The sequence below is a fragment of the Caulobacter sp. SRI_014 genome (assembly GCF_057586315.1).
On record NZ_JBYCZQ010000003.1, the window covers coordinates 67747 to 85417 of the forward strand.

Consider the following 17671-nt stretch of genomic DNA (forward strand, 5'->3'; position numbering starts at 1 on the left):
CATCATGATGATGCCGCCCACGGTGGGGACCCCCTCCACCACGGCCTACGGCCGCGGTCCCCCTCCCCCGATGGGGGAGGATCTGGTCAGCAGGTGGAAGCGCAGGCACATGGCCAGCGCCGCCACCGCCAGCCCGAAGGCCAGGCCGATCCAGATGCCAAGCCCGCCCCAGCCCAGGGTGACTCCCAGCAGGATGCAGACCGGGGCCCCGGCCAGCCAGTAGCTGCCGCCGGCCAGGATCATCGGCCAGCGGGCGTCCTTCAGGCCACGGAGGCTCAGGGCCCCCACGACCTGCAGGGCGTCGAACAGCTGGAAGGCCGCCGCCACCTTGAGGAACAGCGCCGCCAGGGCGATGACCTTGAGGTCTTCAGGCCCCCGTCCGGCGATGTACAGACCGGCGATCTGCGTCCCGGCCACCGCCATGGCGATACCGAACAGCAGCACCACCCCGCCGCCCGCGACCATGGCCACGAAGCCGGCCCGCCGCGTGCCCGCATGGTCGCCCGCGCCGGCATAGAGGCCGACCCGCACTGTGGCCGCCATGGCGATGCCCAAGGGCACCATGAAGGTCACCGAGGCGAAGTTCAGGGCCACCTGGTGCGCCGCCAGGGTGGCGGCCCCGAAGGTGCCGGCCACCAGGGTCATGGCGTTGAACAGCATGGCCTCGAAGATCATCGTCAGACCGATCGGCACGCCGAGCCGGAACAGCTCGGAGAACCGGCCCCAGTCGGGTGTGCGGAAGCCGTCGAAGACCCGCACCCGCCGCAGGATCGGGTCCAGACGGATGACGATCACCATGGCGACGAAGGAGAAGACCGCCGACGCCGAGGTCGCGATCCCCGCCCCGACGATGCCCAGCTTCGGCAGGCCCAGGTGTCCGAAGATCAGCGCCCAGGCCAGCACGAAGTTGAAGGCGATCGCCGCCAGCATGACGTAGAGCGACGCCCGCGGCCGCTCCAGGGCGGTCGCGAAGTTGCGCAGCACCTGGAAGCCGAAGGTGAAGGGCAGGCCGAAGCACAGCATGGCCGTGAACTTGCCCGCGTCGCTGGCCAGCGCCGGCTCCTGTCCCAGGTGGCCGAGGATCCAGCCCGCCGACAGCAGGATCGGGATCAGCGGCAGGGGCAGGACGATGGCCACCCACAGCCCCATGCGCGTGACGGCCCGGGGACCATCCACGTCATCGGGATTGCGGCCCAGCATCTGGGCGATGATCGGCGCCACCGCGGCCGTCGGCCCACCGCCGATCAGCCAGCAGAAGTAGTAGACGGTGTTGCCGATCGCCGCCGCCGCCAGGGCGTGGGAGCTGAGACGGCCCAGCAGCACCACGTCAGTGGCCAGGATCGCCATCTGGGCCAGCTGGGTGATGATCAGCGGGCCAGACAGCCACAGGAGCGTCTTGGCCTCGGCGATCCATTCAGGCAGGCGGCCGCGCGGACTGAGGCGGCTGGAGAAGGTCTGTGAAGTGAGCAAGGTCATGTCGGTCTCTCGGGTCTTGTGGCCCGGGCCCGACGCAATGGATGGCGGATACAAAAAACCCCTCCGGAGCGTCGGGCTCGGGAGGGGGCGGTTGAGGTTCAGATGATCTGAAGTCTCAGGCGAACTCCTCGCGAGCGCAGGCAGTCGGACGACCGCCAACGGCGGACGGCACGAACGTGCATTTGATGAGGGTGACGGCGTTCACGGGTACAAGCTCGCGGTTGTGGCCCGAGTTTGGGCCGGTGGTGGCGGATGGGTATGCCTGCTTCAGCGCCGGGTCAACCCGTGCGCGAACACCGTTTTGACACTGTTGCCGGTCGGCAACCCCGACCCGGCCGCTCGGAAATCAGACCTTGTCGAGCTCGTAGGCCGCGTGCAGGGCGCGGACGGCCAGCTCGGTGTAGGCGCTTTCGATCAGCACGCTGATCTTGATTTCCGAGGTCGAGATGACCTGGATGTTGACGCCCTTGTCGGCCAGGGCCTTGAACATGGTCTTGGCCACGCCGGCGTGGCTGCGCATGCCGACCCCGATGACCGAGACCTTGGCGACGTCCTCGTCCAGCGCCGCGCCCTCGAAGCCGAGTTCGGCCTTCAGGCCGTTGACCACGTCCATGGCCCGGGCCCCGTCACGCTTGCCGACGGTGAATTCCATGTTGGCGGTATCGGCCGTGCGCGCGTGCGCCTGGACGATCATGTCGACGTTGACGTTGGCGTCCGCCAGCGCCCCGAAGATGCGCGAGGAGACCCCGGGGGTGTCCGGCAGGCCGAACAGGGTGACCTTGGCCTCGTCGCGGCTGTAGGCCACGCCGCTCACGATCCGCTTTTCCACGATATCCTCCTCGTCGCACAGGATGGTGCCCTGACCGGGCGCCTCTCCAGGCTCGACAAAACTCGACAGCACCCGCACCGGCACCCGGTGGGCCATGGCCATTTCGACCGACCGCGTCTGCAGCACCTTGGCCCCCAGCGAGGCCATCTCCAGCATTTCCTCGTAGGAGATGCGGGCCAGGCGGCGGGCCTTGGCCTCGATGCGGGGGTCGGTGGTGTAGACCCCGTCCACGTCAGTATAGATGTCGCAGGCCGCACCCAGCGAGGCGGCGATGGCCACGGCGCTGGTGTCCGAGCCGCCGCGCCCCAGGGTGGCGATGCGGCCGTCCCTGGTGACGCCCTGGAAGCCGGCGATGACGGCGATCTCGCCGGCGTCCATGGCCCCGCCCAAGGCTTCCGGCGGAATTTCCTCGATGCGCGAGCGGCCGTGGGCGTCGTCGGCGATGATCGGGATCTGCCAGCCCATCCAGGACCGGGCCCGCAGGCCCATGTTGCGCAGGGTCATGGCCAGCAGGCCGGCGGTCACCTGTTCGCCGCTGGCCACGACCACGTCGTATTCGTCGTCGGAAGGCGCAATGCCTTGCGCGGCCGCGCCCGCGCCGTCGGTCCAGGCGACCAGTTCGTTGGTCTTGCCGGCCATGGCCGAAACGACGACGGCCACGTTCTTTCCGGTCGCGGCTTCGGCGGCGACGAGCCGCCCGACGCGGCGGATGCGCTCCAGGTCGGCCACCGAGGTGCCGCCGAACTTCATGACCAGCCGTGACAAGCCGAGATCCCCGATCGAGAACAAGTTCTTGCCCCGCGCGGCCACGGAATTCCGTGATCCGAGCAAGGAGCCGCCTTCTAGCGAGCCTATCGCGGCGCCGCAATGCGCGGATCGTCAAATCCGCATGCAGACGGGACAAGGCGCGCCCGGAGGACTATTTAAGACCCATGGACAGCGTCGCCCCCACCCTGACCCACAGCATCGACCCCGAAGACGTCGAGCGGTTTTCGCGCATCGCGGCGGAGTGGTGGGACCCAAAGGGCAAGTTCGCCCCACTGCACAAATTCAATCCCATCCGCCTGTCGTTCATCCGCGACCTGGCCCTCAGCCACTTCAACCGCGACCCCTGCTCGCGCCGCCCGTTCGAGGGCCTGAAGCTGCTCGACATCGGCTGCGGCGGCGGCCTGCTCAGCGAACCGATGAGCCGGCTGGGCTTTTCGGTCATGGGCGTCGACGCCTCGCCCCGCAACATCGGCACGGCCAGCACCCACGCGGCCGAACAGGGCCTGAAGATCGACTACCGCGCCAGCACCGCCGAACAGCTGGAAGCCGACGGCGCCGGGCCGTTCGACGTCATCCTCAACATGGAAGTCATCGAGCACGTCGCCGACCCGGGTGAGTTCCTGCGCACCTGCGCCCGCCTGCTGGCGCCGGAAGGGGTGATGATCGTCGCCACCCTCAACCGCACCCTCAAGGCGCTCGCCCTGGCAAAGGTCGGCGCCGAATACGTCCTGCGCTGGGTGCCTGCGGGCACGCACGACTGGAACAAGTTCCTCAAGCCCGAAGAACTGCGCGGCTTCCTCGAAGGCCACCCCTTCGAGATCGAAGGCCCCTTCGGCGTCACCTACAACCCGCTGACCGGCCGCTGGGACCGCTCGGCCGACAGCGACATCAACTACATGATGACGGTGACGCGCCAGAAGTAAGGGGGCTGCGTGACCACCATCACGGCCTGACCTGAAGCGCGGCGCCATCCTTCGACCGTCGAAGGATCAAGGCGAAACCGGACCAGGGCTCCCCCCGGGCCCTAGTTCAACTCTTCCTTCTTCGGGGGTGCGGGTGGCAGGGGGGCTACGCGCACCCCGTCCTCGATCAGGGCGGTGACCTCCTTGGGGGAGGCCTCGCCGTAGATGCCGCGTTCCTCGGACTTGCCCTCGTGGATAGCGCGCGCCTCCTTGGCGAACGCATCCCCGACGTAGTCGAAGTTTTCCTCGACGTGGGTGCGGACCGCCGCTTGAGCCTGCATCATCATCTCGCGCATCTGCGGGTTCAGCTCGCCGCCCTTCCGGGCTTTCGTGCCGGACACCGCCGGAGCCATGATCTGCTTCCTGACTTCGGCGACCCCGCAGACGGGGCAGTCCACCAGGCCGCGCGAGGCCTGGTCGTCGTAGTCTGACGAGGAGCCGAACCAGCCTTCGAACTCATGGCCGGTCGAACAGACGAGGGCGTATTTGATCATGGGTTCGGGCCGGTGAAGGCGCGGGCGTTCTTCAGGGCGGGGATCGCGGCGCGGGCCTTGTCGGCCAGTTCCGGGTCGATGTCGACGACGAGGACGCCGGGCTCGTCATTGTCGAGCTGTCCCAGGATTTCGCCCCAGGGGCCGATGGCGATCGAGTGGCCCCAGGTGCCGCGGCCGTCCTCGTGGAAGCCGCCTTGCGCGGCGGCGAGGATGAAGCTGCCGGTCTCGATGGCGCGGGCGCGGAGCAGGATTTCCCAGTGCGCCTCGCCGGTCGGGCGGGTGAAGGCGGCCGGGACGGTGATGACCTTGACCCCCGAGGTGGCCAGGGCGCGGTACACGGCCGGGAAGCGCATGTCGTAGCAGATGGTCAGGCCGAGCGGTCCGAACGGGGTGTCGGCCGCCACCGCCCGGTCGCCGGGGGTGTAGACCTCGGACTCGCGCGCCGTCTCGCCGGTCGGCAGGTCGACATCGAACATGTGCAGCTTGTCGTAGGTCGAGACCACGGCCCCGCCTGGATCGATGACAAGTTGGCGGTTGGCCGCCTGGCCATCCTCGCGCAGGACCAGGGCGGAGCCGATCGACAGCCACACCCCCAGCTCCTTGGCCAGCAGGCGCAGGCCCAGGACCACCACGTCTTCTTCCGGGCTCTTGAGCAACGGCAGCAGGGTGGCGCGGTCCTTCTGCAGGACGTTGGTCCCCTCCGGGGTGATGATCAGCTGCGCGCCCTGCGCCGCCGCCTGCCGGATCAGCGGGACGACATGGGCCAGGGCGGCCTCGTGCGTGGCCGGCGTGCGGGTCTGGACCAGGGCGGCGCGGAAGCTCATCCGTGCAGCATCGCGTCCAGCTTGCCGGCGCGGTCAAGCGCCAGCATGTCGTCGCAGCCGCCGATGTGCTGGCCGCCGATGAAGATCTGCGGGAAGGTCGAGCGGCCCGACTTCTCCATCATCTCCTGACGCAGCTTGGGGTCCATGCCGGCCTCGATCTCCTCGAAGTCGGCGCCCTTCTCGTTGAGCAGGGCGACGGCGCGCGAGCAGTAGCCGCAGAAGGGTCGAGTGTAGATGGTAACGTCAGCCATAAGGGCTCCAATACGGAACTTTTCGTTGGTTATGTAGTCTTCAGCGCCGCTGATTTCACCCGGGCGATCACCAGCAGAGAGACATCTGCGGCCCCGGCGGCTTTCAGGGCCCGGGCGCAGGCGTCGGCGGTGGCGCCGGTGGTCAGGACGTCGTCGACCAGCAGGATGCGCCGGCCCTCGATCTGGCGCCGGCGCGTTTGTGGAACGGCGAAGGCGGCGGCCACGTTCCGCCGCCGGCCGGAGGCGGTGCGCCCGCCCTGGCTGGCCGTGGCGCGGGGCCTGGTCAAGGCGTCGGGCAGGTAGGGCACGCCAGCGTCGGCCGAGAGCCGTCGCGCCACCTCGGCGGCCTGGTTGTAGCGCCGCGACAGGAGCCGCCATCGATGCAGCGGCACTGGGACCAGGGCGTCCGCCTCGGTGATCAGTTCGCGCCCGGCCCGCGACAGCCAGCGGGCGAACAGCGGGGCCAGATCGGTGCGGTCGGCGTGTTTGAGCTGCAGGATCGGTTCGCGGCTGTGCTCGTCGTAGAGGCAGGCGGCGCGGGCCCGGCCAAACACATGTGGCTGGGCCTCGCAGGCGGGGCAGCGGCCGATCATGGCGTACTCGGCCGGCATGCCGCATCCGTCGCAGACCGGCTCCTCGATGAAGTTGATCCGGCTCCAGGTTTCAGCCGGGATGCCGCCCGACTGGGCCGGTGATCCGTCCAGGGCCGCCTGGGGCAGAATGAGGTCGAGCGCGCGGCGGCCGAATGCGCTAAGGGCGGGACCGGGCCGCCACCTTGCCTTCGGACCTTCCACCGTCATGACCGCCCCGCCCGTTCTGTTCGACCGCGCCCTGCACCGCCGGCGCCTGGACCGCGCCGCGCCGTCCTACGACACGGCCGGATTCCTCAAGGCCCGCGCCGCCGCCGACGCCGTCGACCGCCTGGACGCCATCTTGCGCAGGTTTCCGCTGGCCGTCGACCTGGGGGCCCGCACCGGGGCCTTCCGCGAGGCGCTGAAGGACAGCGAGGCGGCGGGCAAGATCGACACCCTGATCGAGACCGACCTCTCCGGCGCCATGCTGGGTGGCCGGGCCGGGCCGCGCCTGGTGGTCGACGAGGAACGGCTGCCGTTCGCGCCCGAGAGCCTCGACCTGGTGGTCTCGACCCTGGCCCTGCACTGGACCAACGACCTGGTCGGGGCCCTGGTGCAGATTCGCCGGGTCCTGAAGCCTGATGGCCTGTTCATCGGCGCCTTCCTGGGCGGCGCCACCCTGACCGAACTGCGCCAGTGTCTGCTGGAGGCCGAGGCCGAGATCAGCGGCGGGGCCCACCAGCGCGTCTCCCCCTTCGCCGACGGCTTCGACGGCGCCGGCCTGTTGCAGCGGGCCGGGTTCGCCCTGCCGGTCAGTGATGTCGACCGGGTCACAGTCCGTTATGCCCATCCCCTCTCCCTGCTGAAAGACCTGCGGGCCATGGGTGAGACCAGCGTGCTGGTCGACCGCTCGCGCAAGCCGCTGAGCCGCAAGGTGCTGTTCCGGGCCCTGGACCTCTACCAGCAGCGGTTCGCCCAGGCCGACGGCAGGGTGACGGCCACCTTCGAGATCATCACCGTCACCGGCTGGGCGCCGCACGAGAGCCAGCAGAAGCCGCTGAAGCCCGGCAGCGCCAAGACCCGGTTGGCCGACGCCCTGAAGACCACCGAGCGGAGCGCGGGCGAGAAGCCCACGCCTTGATCCGACCCCTTCGAAGCGGAGCCATTATAGCATGGACGGCTCAGGCAACATGCTGAAAAGACGTAGCTTTCAGGGTGGCATGGTGTCGGCGAACGTAGGCGCCAGCGTAGGTGCGACGTAGGCGCCGCGGCTGGGATTGTTGACAGGTTTTGGGCGCCGGGCGCCTACAGGACACGGCGCATTGGCGAGAACGGCCAGAATGCCGATGAATATGTCTAGACATATTCAAACCGGTTTCAGAAATTCAATGAATTCCGTGACTTGCTAGATCGCCGCGTCGATGGCGGTCGTGACGGTTTCCATGATGCCGGTGGTCTTGTTGCCGAAGGCGGTCACCGAGGTGACGATGACCAGGAAGATCAGGGCGGCGATCAGGCCGTATTCGATGGCGGTCGCGCCGCTCTCGTTGGCCCAGAAGGCCTTCAGACGAAGTCGCACAGCCATGCGACCAGCGGAGCGTCCGCCGGCGGCATCGGATAGTCCTGGAGTTGCTGGGGTTTTACCCACGCCAGAGCCTCGTGTTCCTTCGCCGTGACGACCCCGTCCCAGCGTCTCAGGAGGTAGAGTGGCATAAGTAGGTGAAACGAATCATAACCGTGGGATGCAAAAACGAAGGGGGCCAGGCAGGCCGCCTTTACGTCGATGTCGAGCTCTTCTTTCAGCTCGCGGATGATGCACTCTTCGGGCGTCTCGCCGGCCTCGACCTTGCCGCCCGGAAACTCCCACATGCCAGCCAGTTGCTTGCCCGCAGGCCGCTGGCAGATCAGCACCCGGCCATCGGCATCGATGAGGGCGGCGGCGGCGACAAGGACGGTGGGCTTCATGGGACCTGCACCTAACAGCCCCATTTGCGCCACGCCAGAACATCAGGAGGCGACAGGGGCGCATCGTCTGGTATGGAGGCCCCAACCACAGGGAGCCTTTAAATGACGCAGCTGAGCCTCACCCGCTGGAACATCGCCTTTGGCGGCGGCGCCCCGATGGTCGTCATCGCCGGCCTGAACGTCATCGAGGACCTCAGCCTGGCCCTGCATACGGCGAAGACGCTGAAGGCCATCTGCGGCGATCTCGGCCTGCCCTATGTGTTCAAGGCCAGCTACGACAAGGCCAACCGCTCGTCGCTGAAGAGCTACCGGGGTCCCGGCCTTCAGAAAGGGCTGGAGATCCTCGCCGAGGTGAAGGCGCAACTAGATGTTCCAATTGCCACCGACATCCACACGCCGGAAGAGTGCGAGCCTGTCGCGGCCGTGGCTGACCTGGTGCAGATCCCGGCCTTCCTGTGCCGTCAGACCGATCTGGTGGTCGCCGCCGCCCGGGCAACGCAGGCGGCGGGCGGGCTGCTGCATGTGAAGAAGGGGCAGTTCCTGGCGCCCTGGGACTGCAAGAACATCCTCGACAAGGTCAAGGAAGCGACCGGCGGCGCGGACATGACCATCCTGTGCGAGCGTGGCAATTCGTTCGGCTACAACAACCTGACGGTCGACATGCTGGGCATCGGCGAGATGCAGAAGCTGGGCGTGCCGGTGACCATCGACGCCACCCATGCGGTGCAGCTGCCCGGCGCGGACCCGCGCACCGGCGGGGCCTCGACGGGCGGGCGCCGCGACGGGGTGCCGATCATCGCCAAGGCGGCGATCGCGGCGGGGGCCGACGGCGTGTTCCTCGAGTTCCACCCGGAGCCGGACAAGGCGCTGTGCGATCCGCTGAGCTGCCTGCCGCTGGACGGGGCGGCGGGGTTGTTGCGGACGTTGAAGGGGATTCACGAGCTGGTGAACTGATCCCACACCGTCATCCCGGGCGGCCGCAGGCCGACCCGGGACCCAGGGGGTGACGGAGCACGGCCCGATCAGCCGCCAGCATTGTGGATGAGGCCCCTGGGTCCCGGCTCTCCGCTGCGCTGCGGCCGGGATGACGGGGGTGTGGGGTCCTACGAGCGATAATCCCCGTTGATCGCCACGTACTGCTTGGTCAGGTCGCAGGTCCAGACCGTGGAGTGCCCACGCCCGACGCCGACGTCGATGCTGACCTCCAGCTCCTGCTTCTTCATGTAGGCGCTCATCTTCGCCTCGCTGTAGTTCGCCGCGACCATGCCGTCCTGGGCGGCCATCAGCTTGCCGAACTGGACGCTCATCTTCTCGCGGTTGACCGGCTCGTCGGCGCGGCCGACGGCCATGACGATGCGGCCCCAGTTGGCGTCCTCGCCGGCGAAGGCGGTCTTGACCAGGGGGCTCTCGGCCACCGTGCGGGCGATCTTCCGCGCCGAGGCGTGGCTCTCGGCGCCCGTGACGTTGATCTTGACGAACTTGGTCGCCCCCTCGCCGTCGCGGACCAGCTGCAGGGCCAGGTCGAGCAGGACAGCTTCCAGCTTCTCGCGGAAGTCGGCGAGGCGCTTGTCGCCGGCCCGGTGGATCTTCGGCGCGCCGGACTGGCCGGTGGCGAACAGCAAGAGGGTGTCGTTGGTCGAGCGGTCTCCGTCGACCGTCACGGCGTTGAAGGTGTTGCGGACGTAGAGGCTGACCAGGGTCTGCAGAGCCCCCGGCGCGATGGCCGCGTCGGTGGCCACGAAGGCCAGCATGGTCGCCATGTCGGGGGCGATCATCCCCGAGCCCTTGGCGATGCCGGCGATGCGGACCTTGACCCCGTCGATGGTCGCCGTCGCCTGCGCCCCCTTGGCGAAGGTGTCGGTGGTCATGATGGCGCCGGCCGCCTCGGCCCAGCCGTCGGCGTGGAGCTTGCCTTCGATCTCGGGCAGCCTGGAGGTGATCTTGGCGTCGTCGAGCAGGACGCCGATGACGCCGGTCGAGGCCATCATCACATCGCGCTGGCGGCAGTCGAAGCGTTTGCCGACCGCCGTGGCGACGCGGCGCACCGCATCGGCGCCGGGCTTGCCGGTGAAGCTGTTGGCGCAGCCGGCGTTGACCACCAGGGCCCGCACATCCGCCCCCTTCGAGGTCGTCAGCTGGCGCTTGCACCAGTCGACCGGGGCCGAGCCGACGCCGTGGCGGGTGAAGACGCCGGCGGCGCTGGTCCCCTCGGCGAAGCGCATGATCAGCAGGTCATCGCGCTCGTGCTTGTAGAAGCCGGCCCGGGCCGTGGCGATCTCGACCCCGGCCACCGGGGCGATCTTCGGGAAGGGCACGGCCAGCGGCGAGACCTGCAGGCCGGGTTTGCCCGGCGCCGCCGTCGGGGCGGGGGCGGCAGGCGCCTCCTTCGGCGCGCGTTTAAGCGCCGCGCGGATCGGCTCGATGGCGCGCTCGACGGCATGGCCGACGGCCTCCACCGGCTTGGCGGCGGCCTCCAGGGCCATAGCGGGCAGGTCCTTGGCGGAAGGAGTCTTCTTGTCGGTCATTTCTTCGGCGGTACTGGAGCGGGAACAGGCGTGGCTTCGGTGGCGGGCGCGGCGGTCGGCGCCGGGGCGGCGGGCATGACCGCGCCAGGCGCCGGCGGCGGCGCGTTGGCCGGCTCGCTGGGGGCGCCGGGCACGCGCTGGCCACGGGGAATGAGGGTCTCGACCTTGGCCCCGCCGCGCAGCTTTTCGAGCAGGTCGCGGATCTGTCCGTAGGTCAGGAAGCGGACGATATGCGGCCGCGCCACGTCCAGGGTCAGGGGCTGTTCGGGCCGGCGCTCGTCGACCCGGACCACCGCCCAGCCGCCCTCGACGGCGAACGGCCCGACCAGGGTCCCGGGCTGGGCGTCCTTGAGGGCCGTCTGATAGGCCGGCGGCATGACGTCGAGCGGGAAGAAACCGCCGAAATCACCGCCGTTGAAGCGGGTGGCGCTGTCGATGGAGCGTTCCATGGCCAGGCCCTCGAAGGGCCGGCCGGCGGCGACCAGCCGCTTGATGTCGGCGGCGGCCTCAGGGCTGCCGACCACGATCTGGCGGGCCTTGAACTGTTCGGAGTGGCTCGCGAGGTCCTGCTGCTCGCGGTACATCTTCTGGATATTTTCCTCGGTGACGCCCTTCTCGACGAAGCTTTCGACGACCATGTCGGCGAGCACCCGCTTGCGCACCGCCTCCAGCCGCCGCAGGGCCACCGGATCGTTGTCCAGGCCGCGCTTGATGGCTTCGGCGCTGAGCAGTTCGCGGTCGACGACCTCGTCGAGCATCTGGCGGAACATCTCCGACTGGATGTCGAGCGGCTCGCCCTCCCCGATCAGGCCCTGGGCGATGGCCTCGCGCTTGACGTCCGAGGCCCAGATGGTCTGGCCATCGACCCGGGCGACGGCGACATCGCCGGTCTCCGGCGGCTTGTCGTTGCCGGCTTTCGGGCCACAGGCGGCCAGCGCCAGGGTGGCGACGATCATGAGCGGGGCGAGACGTGCGAGCATGAAGACTCCGTCGATCCAGACCGGTTCGATTAAGGCCTTTCGGGACCAAAGGGAAACATTTGCAACCAGGTGGGGGACGGAGTGTCGGGAAGACCTCATTCATCCTCAATCTGATCTTTACCCGCGCCGTGCGACGAAACCGGGACAGTCCGTCCAAGTGGAGCCGCCGCGTACCGTGTTCAACGCCGATCCCAAGATCATTTCGCGCATGGCGCCGCACCTGCAACGGGTGCTGGTGGTCGATTCGCAGCCGGCTTCCGTCAAGCTGCTGCACGACCTGTTGCGCAGCCTGGTGACCTGTCAGGTCTGGTCCGCGAACAGTGACGCCCGGGCCATCCAGGCCGCTCGCAACTTCGATCCGCAGATCATCTTCCTCGAGCACGCCGGTCCGGAGATCGACGGCGCCCGCCTGGCCCGCGCCCTGCGCCGCAGCGATCTGGCCTGCCGCAAGGTTCCGATCATCATGGTCACCGGCGAGGCCACGGCCCAGGCGATCCTGGGGGCCCGCGACGCCGGGGTGCACGAATTCCTGCGCAAGCCCTACACCATCAAGGACCTGATGCGCCGTCTGGAAGCGGTGGCGCTGAAGCCGCGCGACTGGGTCGAGGCGGTCCACTACGTCGGGCCCGATCGCCGGCGCTTCAACAGCGGCGAGTACGCCGGACCGCGCAAGCGCCGCTCGGACTCGCGCAAAACGCCGGATCAGGACCGCATCCTGCAGGCGCTGAAGATCACCCGGGCCGCGATGGCGGCGGTCGATACCGACTGGATGCAGGCGCGGCGGGCCCTGCTGGCCCAGGCGGCCGACCTGCAGAAGGCGGCCGTCTCGGTCGGCGACCTGAAGCTGATGGACGCGGCGGTGAACCTGAACAAGGCGGTCGGCGAGACGCTGGACCGGGCCAGGCTCGAACCGGCGGTGGCGGCGATCACGGCGTTTCTGCCCAAGGAAGAAGCGCGGGCGGCTTAGTTCCTCCCTCCCCGAATGGGGAGGGCAGACGCGCGTTGCGCGTCGGGTGGGGCAGTCGGCCCCAGGCTCCCAAAGCCCCAGAGGGAACAAAAAAGCCGGGCGGGTGTGGTGACCCACTGCCCCACCCGGCCTTCGGCCTGCCCTCCCCATTCGGGGAGGGAGGGTGTTTACGCGTTGACCAGGTTCCGGTCGCGCGCCGCGGCCTGCATGGCCTTCTGCAGCTTTTCGAAGGCCCGGACCTCGATCTGGCGCACCCGCTCGCGGCTGACGCCGTATTGCGCGGCCAGGTCTTCAAGGGTGGTCGGGTCGTCCTTCAGGCGGCGCTCGGTCATGATATGGCGTTCGCGGTCAGACAGCTCGGCCATGGCTTCCTCGAGGAGGCCCATGCGCAGGGACTTTTCCTCGTTCTCGGCCAGCTCGGTTTCCTGCGACACCTGGTTGTCGTCCGACAGCCAGTCCTGCCACTCGGCGTCGCCATCCACACGCATCGGCGCGTTCAGCGAGGCGTCGGGACCGGACAGCCGCCGGTTCATCGACACCACTTCCGATTCCTGCACGCCCAGCTTGGTGGCGATGGAGGTCACATGCTCGGGCAGCAGGTCGCCGTCCTCAAACGCGCTGATCTGGCTCTTGGCCTTGCGCAGGTTGAAGAACAGCTTCTTCTGCGCCGCGGTGGTGCCCATCTTCACGAGCGACCAGCTGCGCAGGATGTATTCCTGGATCGAGGCGCGGATCCACCACATGGCGTAGGTGGCCAGGCGGAAGCCCTTGTCGGGCTCGAATTTCTTGACCGCCTGCATCAGGCCGACGTTGCCCTCGGAGATCACTTCCCCGATCGGCAGGCCGTAGCCGCGATAGCCCATGGCGATCTTGGCGACGAGGCGCAGGTGGCTGGTCACCATGCGGTGCGCGGCCTCGGGATCCTCGTGCTCCTTCCAACGCTTGGCGAGCATGAACTCCTCGTCCCGCGCCAGCATCGGAAATTTGCGGATCTCGGAGAGGTACCGCGAAAGGCCGCCATCGGGCGACATGACAGAGAGTGATGCAGCAGCCATTTTTCTTTCTTTCCCCAATATCGGCAGGTGTTCCCGGGTCCGCCCGCATTCGGCGCAGACCACCTCACCCCCGTTCCAACAGATGAGATAGGAACGTGTTGCGACCTTTCAAAGGCCATGACGCGTTTGTAATCCGAGGTTGGGTATAATCCTGAGCGCGGGACTCAGGTATCGAAAAGCCCTGAGAGGGTTTTCAGAAAAGATCGACCTGATGGGGACCGGTTGGACGCGCAGCGGCCTACCTGTCCCCGATTTGCGCCGGCTGCCGGGTCGGTCGCGATCCAGACGTCGGAGTGCGGGCGTCTGGACCGGCGCCTGGTCAGTGTCCGGTGCTGATCGGGGACAGGTAGCCTGCTCGCGCAGGCAACCGGTCCCCTAGAGCCCCGACAGCCCCGTTTCCAGCGCCGCCATGTCGGGCGGCAGGGGGGTCTCGAAGCGCAGCCGCTCGCCGGTCACCGGATGCACGAAGCCCAGCACGGCCGCATGCAGGGCCTGACGCGCCAGGCCGGCCTCCTCGATGAGGGCCCGGACCGCATGCACCGGCGCGGCAGCGCCGTAGACAGGGTCGCCCAGGCAGGGCGCGCCCTTGCTCGCCAGGTGGACACGGATCTGGTGCGTGCGGCCGGTTTCCAGCGTGCAGCGCACTTTCGCCGCCACGGGCTTGGCGCCGCCGAACGTCTGCTCGACCTCGTAGTGGGTGATGGCCTCACGGCCGCCGGTCTTCAGCACCGCCATCTTCTTGCGGTCGTGCGGGCTGCGGCCGATTTGAGTGACAATCGTCCCCTTGGCCGGCGCGGGCGAGCTGCGCGTGAAGGCGATATAGGCCCGGTCGATGTCATGGGTCGCAAACAGGGCCGAGAGGCCGGCGTGGGCGGCGTCGGACTTGGCGGCGACCATCACGCCGCTGGTGTCCTTGTCGAGGCGGTGGACGATGCCGGGCCGCAGGACGCCGCCGATGCCCGACAGGCTGTTGCCGCAGTGGTGAAGCAGGGCGTTGACCAGGGTGCCGCTTTCCGTACCCGGCCCCGGATGGGCCGCCATGCCGGCGGGCTTGTCGATGACGATGAGATGCTGGTCTTCGTACAGCACGCTCAACGGAATGTTTTCGGGCTGCGGCTCGGCGGCGACCGGCGGCGGGACGGAGATTTCGTAGGTCCCGGCCTGGGCCTTGGCCGAAGCGTCGGTCACCACCTTGCCGGCCCGTTTGACCAGGCCCGCCGCCATCAGCGCCTGAATGCGGCCCCGCGACAGCTCGGCGACCAGATCGGCCAGCACCTTGTCGAGGCGGCCGCCGGGCTCCACGACCTCGACGACGCGGATGCCGAGGTCCTCGAAGGCGATTTCCTCTTCGTCGCCCTCTTCCCTGTGGGGGGGCGGGGTCACGACCAGCCCCCGGCCGGCGTGCCCTTGGACTTCGAACGCGGCAGCGGCAGGCGCAGCAGCAAGTCCCCTATTCCCGCCGCCGCCGCCGCCGGGCCGCTGTCGGGGAACAGGTGGGCCCGGACCTCGTCGCTGATCTCGGTGGTGGTGGCGTGAGCCTGGCGCAGGGCTTCGTAGCGGGCCTCGTCCGCCTCGGGATCGCCGGTCAGGTCGGCGACCCGCTCCAGCAGGCAGGCCTCGGCCGTCGGGGTGTCGGTGGTGTCCTTGGCGTTGGTCAGCATCAGGCCGTCGATGGTGTCCACCCGGGGCATGCGGTTGCCGTTGAGGATGCAGAACTGCACCGAATCGTCGGCGTCGTCGCTCATCATCCCGTACAGCTGCCCCAGAATCGGCATCAGCCAGCCCTCGCAACGCCAGCCGGCGCCGCCCCAGACGACGCGCAGGTCCGGCCCAACCTTCTGGATCAGGATGTGTTCCTTGAGCACGACGCCGGGCTGGGTGCAGGCCGGCCGCACCCCCTGCCAGATAGCCTCATAGGCCGCCCCGTGGCGGGCGATCTCGCGCCGCGCCCCGGTCATCGAGCGGAAGGCCGGCATGGCGTCCTCGGCGGGCGGCGGCGCGGGCGAGGGAAGTGGCGGGGCGATCCCGGCGCCGAGGCGGTCGGCCAGGGCGGCCAGGTCGCGGTCCCAGTCCAGCAGGGTGAAGCCGGGGACCCGCTGGGCGACCAGCAGGGTCAGCTGAGAGAGATTGTGCGACGAAGGGATCACCGTCCCTGACAGCCAGCGGCTGACCATCGACTTGTTGACCGCCAGCTCCGCCGCCAGCCGGCCGCGGCTGAGGGTCAGGGCCTTCATGACCAGGTCGATCTTGGCGGCCAGTCCGGTCACGAAACGTCCATGTCGGGTGGGAACAGTCCCCAGTATGGGGCCAAAGCAACAAAAGGCAACCAAACGGCGACCGGCGTCACCCGAGGCAACTCCGCAAGGCGGCCAGGCGTCGGCATAACGCCGTCACCGCAACACACCGCCCCGAAAGCAGGGCGCGCAACCAGAGAGAAACGCCATGATCAAGACCCTCGCCATCGCCCTGACCGCCGCCGCCACCCTGGCCGCCGCCCCCGCCTTCGCCGGCGCCAAGGTCAACGGGAAGTCCGTCAATGGCATCACCCTGAACGGTCTGACTATGAACGGCATCAAGAAGAACGGCATCGGCCTGAACGGAAACCGGATGAACGGCATCACCCTCAACGGCATCCAGCCCAACGGCCTGCAGCTGAACGGCTGGGTCTGGAACGGCCGCACCACTCAGGGAACCTCGACGACCGGGGCCTCGGGCGACGCCGCCCCGACCGTCAAGGCCGTCCGCCTGCCGGCCGGCAAGCGCCTGACCAACCGTTAGTCGCCGCGCCCGGTCTCGCCGCGCCAGGCGACGACCGGGCCCTGGTCCGGCTCGAACATCGGGAAGACGTCGTCGCGGTCGAGAATCGCCCGGCGCAGGGCCTGGACGTGGTCATGCAGGGCCGGCGTCCAGTCCATCTCGGTGGCCGACAGGCTGGCCTCGCCTGGCCGACGGAGCAGCCGGTCGAGACCTCCGCCCGGCTTCGGCGCCCCGATGACCGGGCTGATCGAGGCCAGGATTTCCTCGCCCGCCAGCCCCTCGATCGCCCCGGCCCGGAACAGGGTCGCCATCCGCTCGACGATCGGGATCAGGGTCACCTCATCCGGTGGCCGGCCGGGATCGGCCAGATCGTCCAGCCGCTGGAAGACGATCGGGGCCGCGCCCGGCGTGCGGTGACGGTCGTTGAGGACGGTGATGAACAGGCCATCGAGCCGCACCGCCTTCTGCCCCATCACCCCGTTGAGCAGGAAGTACATCAGCCCGTCCGCCCGCCGGTCGTCCTCGCCCACGAGGAACAGCTGGTGCCGCAGGATCAGCAATTCGCCCGTGTGGGTGAAGGCCGGATCGAACTGGCGGAAGAACAGACGGTCGCCCTCGCGCCAGATGAACACCACGTCGGCGATGATCTGGCCGGTGTTCCGGAAGGCCTGACGGAAGCCGATGTAGAGGCCGGGATAGGCATGCCCCTCCCGCGCCACCTCCACCGCGCTCTGCTCGCGCGAGACCGTCAGGTCGCCGGGGCTGGGTTCGGCAAGGACGGGCCGCGTCGCCGCGACCGGTTCCGGGGCCGCGCCTTCACCGCCCAAAGCCTTGCCGAAGGCCTCCAACGGCAGCTCCCAGGTCAGTTGGGTGAAGTCGGGCCGGCGCTGGCGGATGATGTCGGTCAGGACCGACAGGTTATGTCCGCGCGGCGCGGTCAGGCCCCGCGCCCAGCGGCTGACCAGAGACTTGTCGACCTGGGCCTCGGCGGCCAGGCGGCCGCGCGAGATGTTGAGCAGGCGCAGGGCAAGGTCGAGCTTGGCCCCGAATTCGATCGCCTCGGTCACGCCCCGCCTCCCCGTTCCGGGCCTATTCAAAGCCAATTGCAACCATTTGCAACCGCCTTCCGCGCGCTGCAACGCGCTTCAAGCCACAGCAACTCCGCAACCCGAGGGAACGCCGCCATAACGCCGTTCATCGACGGCGCCGCCGCCGAGCCCCATCAGAACCGCGTCAAGACGCGGCC

The 17671-nt window shown here is 68.8% G+C and carries 20 protein-coding genes; 5 read left to right on the forward strand and 15 right to left on the reverse strand.

The window, feature by feature from the left end:
• Positions 1–45: 45 nt before the first annotated feature.
• Positions 46–1476, reverse strand: coding sequence for an MATE family efflux transporter (locus tag AC2YG9_RS08930; RefSeq protein WP_487297611.1), 1431 nt, complete (start codon positions 1474–1476; stop codon positions 46–48).
• A gap of 346 nt (positions 1477–1822) precedes the next feature.
• The gene (locus AC2YG9_RS08935; protein ID WP_487297612.1) at positions 1823–3070 is read right to left on the reverse strand and encodes an aspartate kinase; all 1248 of its coding nucleotides are present in this window, start codon (positions 3068–3070) and stop codon (positions 1823–1825) included.
• Between the two features lie 167 nt (positions 3071–3237).
• Between AC2YG9_RS08935 and ubiG the strand changes: the two genes are divergently transcribed.
• Positions 3238–3996, forward strand: coding sequence for a bifunctional 2-polyprenyl-6-hydroxyphenol methylase/3-demethylubiquinol 3-O-methyltransferase UbiG (ubiG, locus tag AC2YG9_RS08940; RefSeq protein ID WP_487297613.1), 759 nt, complete (start codon positions 3238–3240; stop codon positions 3994–3996).
• 101 nt (positions 3997–4097) lie between these two features.
• On the opposite strand, the gene AC2YG9_RS08945 is transcribed toward ubiG, so the two are convergent.
• From AC2YG9_RS08945 to AC2YG9_RS08960, 4 genes are read right to left on the reverse strand one after another with little or no spacing between them, the layout of a single operon-like run.
• Positions 4098–4529: a DUF1178 family protein gene (locus tag AC2YG9_RS08945; RefSeq protein ID WP_487297614.1), complete on the reverse strand. Its 432-nt coding sequence runs from the start codon at positions 4527–4529 to the stop codon at positions 4098–4100.
• Positions 4526–5353 (reverse strand): carbon-nitrogen hydrolase family protein, encoded by an 828-nt coding sequence (locus AC2YG9_RS08950; protein ID WP_487297615.1) that lies wholly within the window; start codon positions 5351–5353, stop codon positions 4526–4528. The genes AC2YG9_RS08945 and AC2YG9_RS08950 overlap by 4 nt, the downstream gene beginning before the upstream one ends.
• Entirely contained in the window at positions 5350–5604 is a 255-nt protein-coding gene (grxC, locus tag AC2YG9_RS08955; RefSeq protein ID WP_487297616.1) for a glutaredoxin 3, read from the reverse strand. The genes AC2YG9_RS08950 and grxC overlap by 4 nt, the downstream gene beginning before the upstream one ends.
• Positions 5605–5633: 29 nt before the next feature.
• Positions 5634–6404, reverse strand: a complete 771-nt coding sequence (locus tag AC2YG9_RS08960) for a ComF family protein (protein WP_487297617.1) — start codon at positions 6402–6404, stop codon at positions 5634–5636.
• Between AC2YG9_RS08960 and AC2YG9_RS08965 the strand changes: the two genes are divergently transcribed.
• Complete coding sequence (locus AC2YG9_RS08965; protein ID WP_487297618.1) at positions 6403–7317, forward strand: methyltransferase domain-containing protein; 915 nt, start codon at positions 6403–6405, stop codon at positions 7315–7317. The two genes, AC2YG9_RS08960 and AC2YG9_RS08965, sit on opposite strands and share 2 nt — an antisense overlap.
• Positions 7318–7581: 264 nt before the next feature.
• Here the strand turns inward: AC2YG9_RS08965 and AC2YG9_RS08970 are convergent, their stop codons facing one another.
• On the reverse strand, positions 7582–7761 hold the full coding sequence (locus tag AC2YG9_RS08970) for a Flp family type IVb pilin (RefSeq protein ID WP_487297619.1): 180 nt from the start codon (positions 7759–7761) through the stop codon (positions 7582–7584).
• Positions 7740–8141 (reverse strand): 8-oxo-dGTP diphosphatase MutT, encoded by a 402-nt coding sequence (mutT, locus tag AC2YG9_RS08975; RefSeq protein WP_487297620.1) that lies wholly within the window; start codon positions 8139–8141, stop codon positions 7740–7742. Before mutT ends, AC2YG9_RS08970 begins: the two co-directional genes overlap by 22 nt.
• Before the next feature lie 102 nt (positions 8142–8243).
• Between mutT and kdsA the strand changes: the two genes are divergently transcribed.
• Positions 8244–9095, forward strand: a complete 852-nt coding sequence (kdsA, locus tag AC2YG9_RS08980; RefSeq protein WP_487297621.1) for a 3-deoxy-8-phosphooctulonate synthase — start codon at positions 8244–8246, stop codon at positions 9093–9095.
• 10 nt (positions 9096–9105) lie between these two features.
• Here kdsA and AC2YG9_RS08985 read toward each other — a convergent pair whose 3' ends face one another.
• Genes AC2YG9_RS08985 through AC2YG9_RS08995 form a run of 3 tightly spaced genes read right to left on the reverse strand, consistent with a single transcriptional unit; the run spans position 9106 to position 11646 of the window.
• Positions 9106–9258, reverse strand: a complete 153-nt coding sequence (locus AC2YG9_RS08985; protein ID WP_487297984.1) for a hypothetical protein — start codon at positions 9256–9258, stop codon at positions 9106–9108.
• Positions 9245–10624 (reverse strand): bifunctional glutamate N-acetyltransferase/amino-acid acetyltransferase ArgJ, encoded by a 1380-nt coding sequence (argJ, locus tag AC2YG9_RS08990; protein ID WP_487297985.1) that lies wholly within the window; start codon positions 10622–10624, stop codon positions 9245–9247. Before argJ ends, AC2YG9_RS08985 begins: the two co-directional genes overlap by 14 nt.
• A gap of 38 nt (positions 10625–10662) precedes the next feature.
• Positions 10663–11646: a peptidylprolyl isomerase gene (locus tag AC2YG9_RS08995; RefSeq protein ID WP_487297622.1), complete on the reverse strand. Its 984-nt coding sequence runs from the start codon at positions 11644–11646 to the stop codon at positions 10663–10665.
• Between the two features lie 157 nt (positions 11647–11803).
• Between AC2YG9_RS08995 and AC2YG9_RS09000 the strand changes: the two genes are divergently transcribed.
• Positions 11804–12613: a response regulator gene (locus AC2YG9_RS09000; protein WP_487297623.1), complete on the forward strand. Its 810-nt coding sequence runs from the start codon at positions 11804–11806 to the stop codon at positions 12611–12613.
• Between the two features lie 167 nt (positions 12614–12780).
• On the opposite strand, the gene rpoH is transcribed toward AC2YG9_RS09000, so the two are convergent.
• From rpoH to AC2YG9_RS09015, 3 genes are all read right to left on the reverse strand, one after another.
• Positions 12781–13668 carry an RNA polymerase sigma factor RpoH gene (gene rpoH / locus AC2YG9_RS09005; RefSeq protein ID WP_487297624.1) on the reverse strand — a complete coding sequence of 296 codons (888 nt, stop codon included), beginning with the start codon at positions 13666–13668 and terminating at the stop codon, positions 12781–12783.
• Positions 13669–14043: 375 nt separating this feature from the next.
• Positions 14044–15009, reverse strand: coding sequence for an RluA family pseudouridine synthase (locus tag AC2YG9_RS09010; protein ID WP_487297986.1), 966 nt, complete (start codon positions 15007–15009; stop codon positions 14044–14046).
• Between the two features lie 38 nt (positions 15010–15047).
• On the reverse strand, positions 15048–15935 hold the full coding sequence (locus AC2YG9_RS09015; RefSeq protein ID WP_487297625.1) for a helix-turn-helix domain-containing protein: 888 nt from the start codon (positions 15933–15935) through the stop codon (positions 15048–15050).
• A 175-nt stretch (positions 15936–16110) separates the two neighbouring features.
• Between AC2YG9_RS09015 and AC2YG9_RS09020 the strand changes: the two genes are divergently transcribed.
• The gene (locus tag AC2YG9_RS09020) at positions 16111–16446 is read left to right on the forward strand and encodes a hypothetical protein (protein WP_487297626.1); all 336 of its coding nucleotides are present in this window, start codon (positions 16111–16113) and stop codon (positions 16444–16446) included.
• On the opposite strand, the gene AC2YG9_RS09025 is transcribed toward AC2YG9_RS09020, so the two are convergent.
• The gene (locus AC2YG9_RS09025) at positions 16443–17492 is read right to left on the reverse strand and encodes a hypothetical protein (protein ID WP_487297627.1); all 1050 of its coding nucleotides are present in this window, start codon (positions 17490–17492) and stop codon (positions 16443–16445) included. The genes AC2YG9_RS09020 and AC2YG9_RS09025 overlap by 4 nt on opposite strands.
• Positions 17493–17671 lie beyond the last annotated feature (179 nt).

Bases quoted from the DNA above. Each gene is read 5' to 3' on its own strand.
- AC2YG9_RS08965 (WP_487297618.1), top strand. From the start codon at position 6,403: ATGACCGCCCCGCCCGTTCTGTTCGACCGCGCCCTGCACCGCCGGCGC.
- AC2YG9_RS08960 (WP_487297617.1), bottom strand. From the start codon at position 6,404: ATGACGGTGGAAGGTCCGAAGGCAAGGTGGCGGCCCGGTCCCGCCCTT.
- AC2YG9_RS08930 (WP_487297611.1), bottom strand. From the start codon at position 1,476: ATGACCTTGCTCACTTCACAGACCTTCTCCAGCCGCCTCAGTCCGCGC.
- argJ (WP_487297985.1), bottom strand. From the start codon at position 10,624: ATGGCCCTGGAGGCCGCCGCCAAGCCGGTGGAGGCCGTCGGCCATGCC.
- AC2YG9_RS08995 (WP_487297622.1), bottom strand. From the start codon at position 11,646: ATGCTCGCACGTCTCGCCCCGCTCATGATCGTCGCCACCCTGGCGCTG.
- AC2YG9_RS08970 (WP_487297619.1), bottom strand. From the start codon at position 7,761: ATGGCTGTGCGACTTCGTCTGAAGGCCTTCTGGGCCAACGAGAGCGGC.
- mutT (WP_487297620.1), bottom strand. From the start codon at position 8,141: ATGAAGCCCACCGTCCTTGTCGCCGCCGCCGCCCTCATCGATGCCGAT.
- grxC (WP_487297616.1), bottom strand. From the start codon at position 5,604: ATGGCTGACGTTACCATCTACACTCGACCCTTCTGCGGCTACTGCTCG.
- AC2YG9_RS09020 (WP_487297626.1), top strand. From the start codon at position 16,111: ATGATCAAGACCCTCGCCATCGCCCTGACCGCCGCCGCCACCCTGGCC.
- AC2YG9_RS08950 (WP_487297615.1), bottom strand. From the start codon at position 5,353: ATGAGCTTCCGCGCCGCCCTGGTCCAGACCCGCACGCCGGCCACGCAC.
- ubiG (WP_487297613.1), top strand. From the start codon at position 3,238: ATGGACAGCGTCGCCCCCACCCTGACCCACAGCATCGACCCCGAAGAC.
- kdsA (WP_487297621.1), top strand. From the start codon at position 8,244: ATGACGCAGCTGAGCCTCACCCGCTGGAACATCGCCTTTGGCGGCGGC.
- rpoH (WP_487297624.1), bottom strand. From the start codon at position 13,668: ATGGCTGCTGCATCACTCTCTGTCATGTCGCCCGATGGCGGCCTTTCG.
- AC2YG9_RS08945 (WP_487297614.1), bottom strand. From the start codon at position 4,529: ATGATCAAATACGCCCTCGTCTGTTCGACCGGCCATGAGTTCGAAGGC.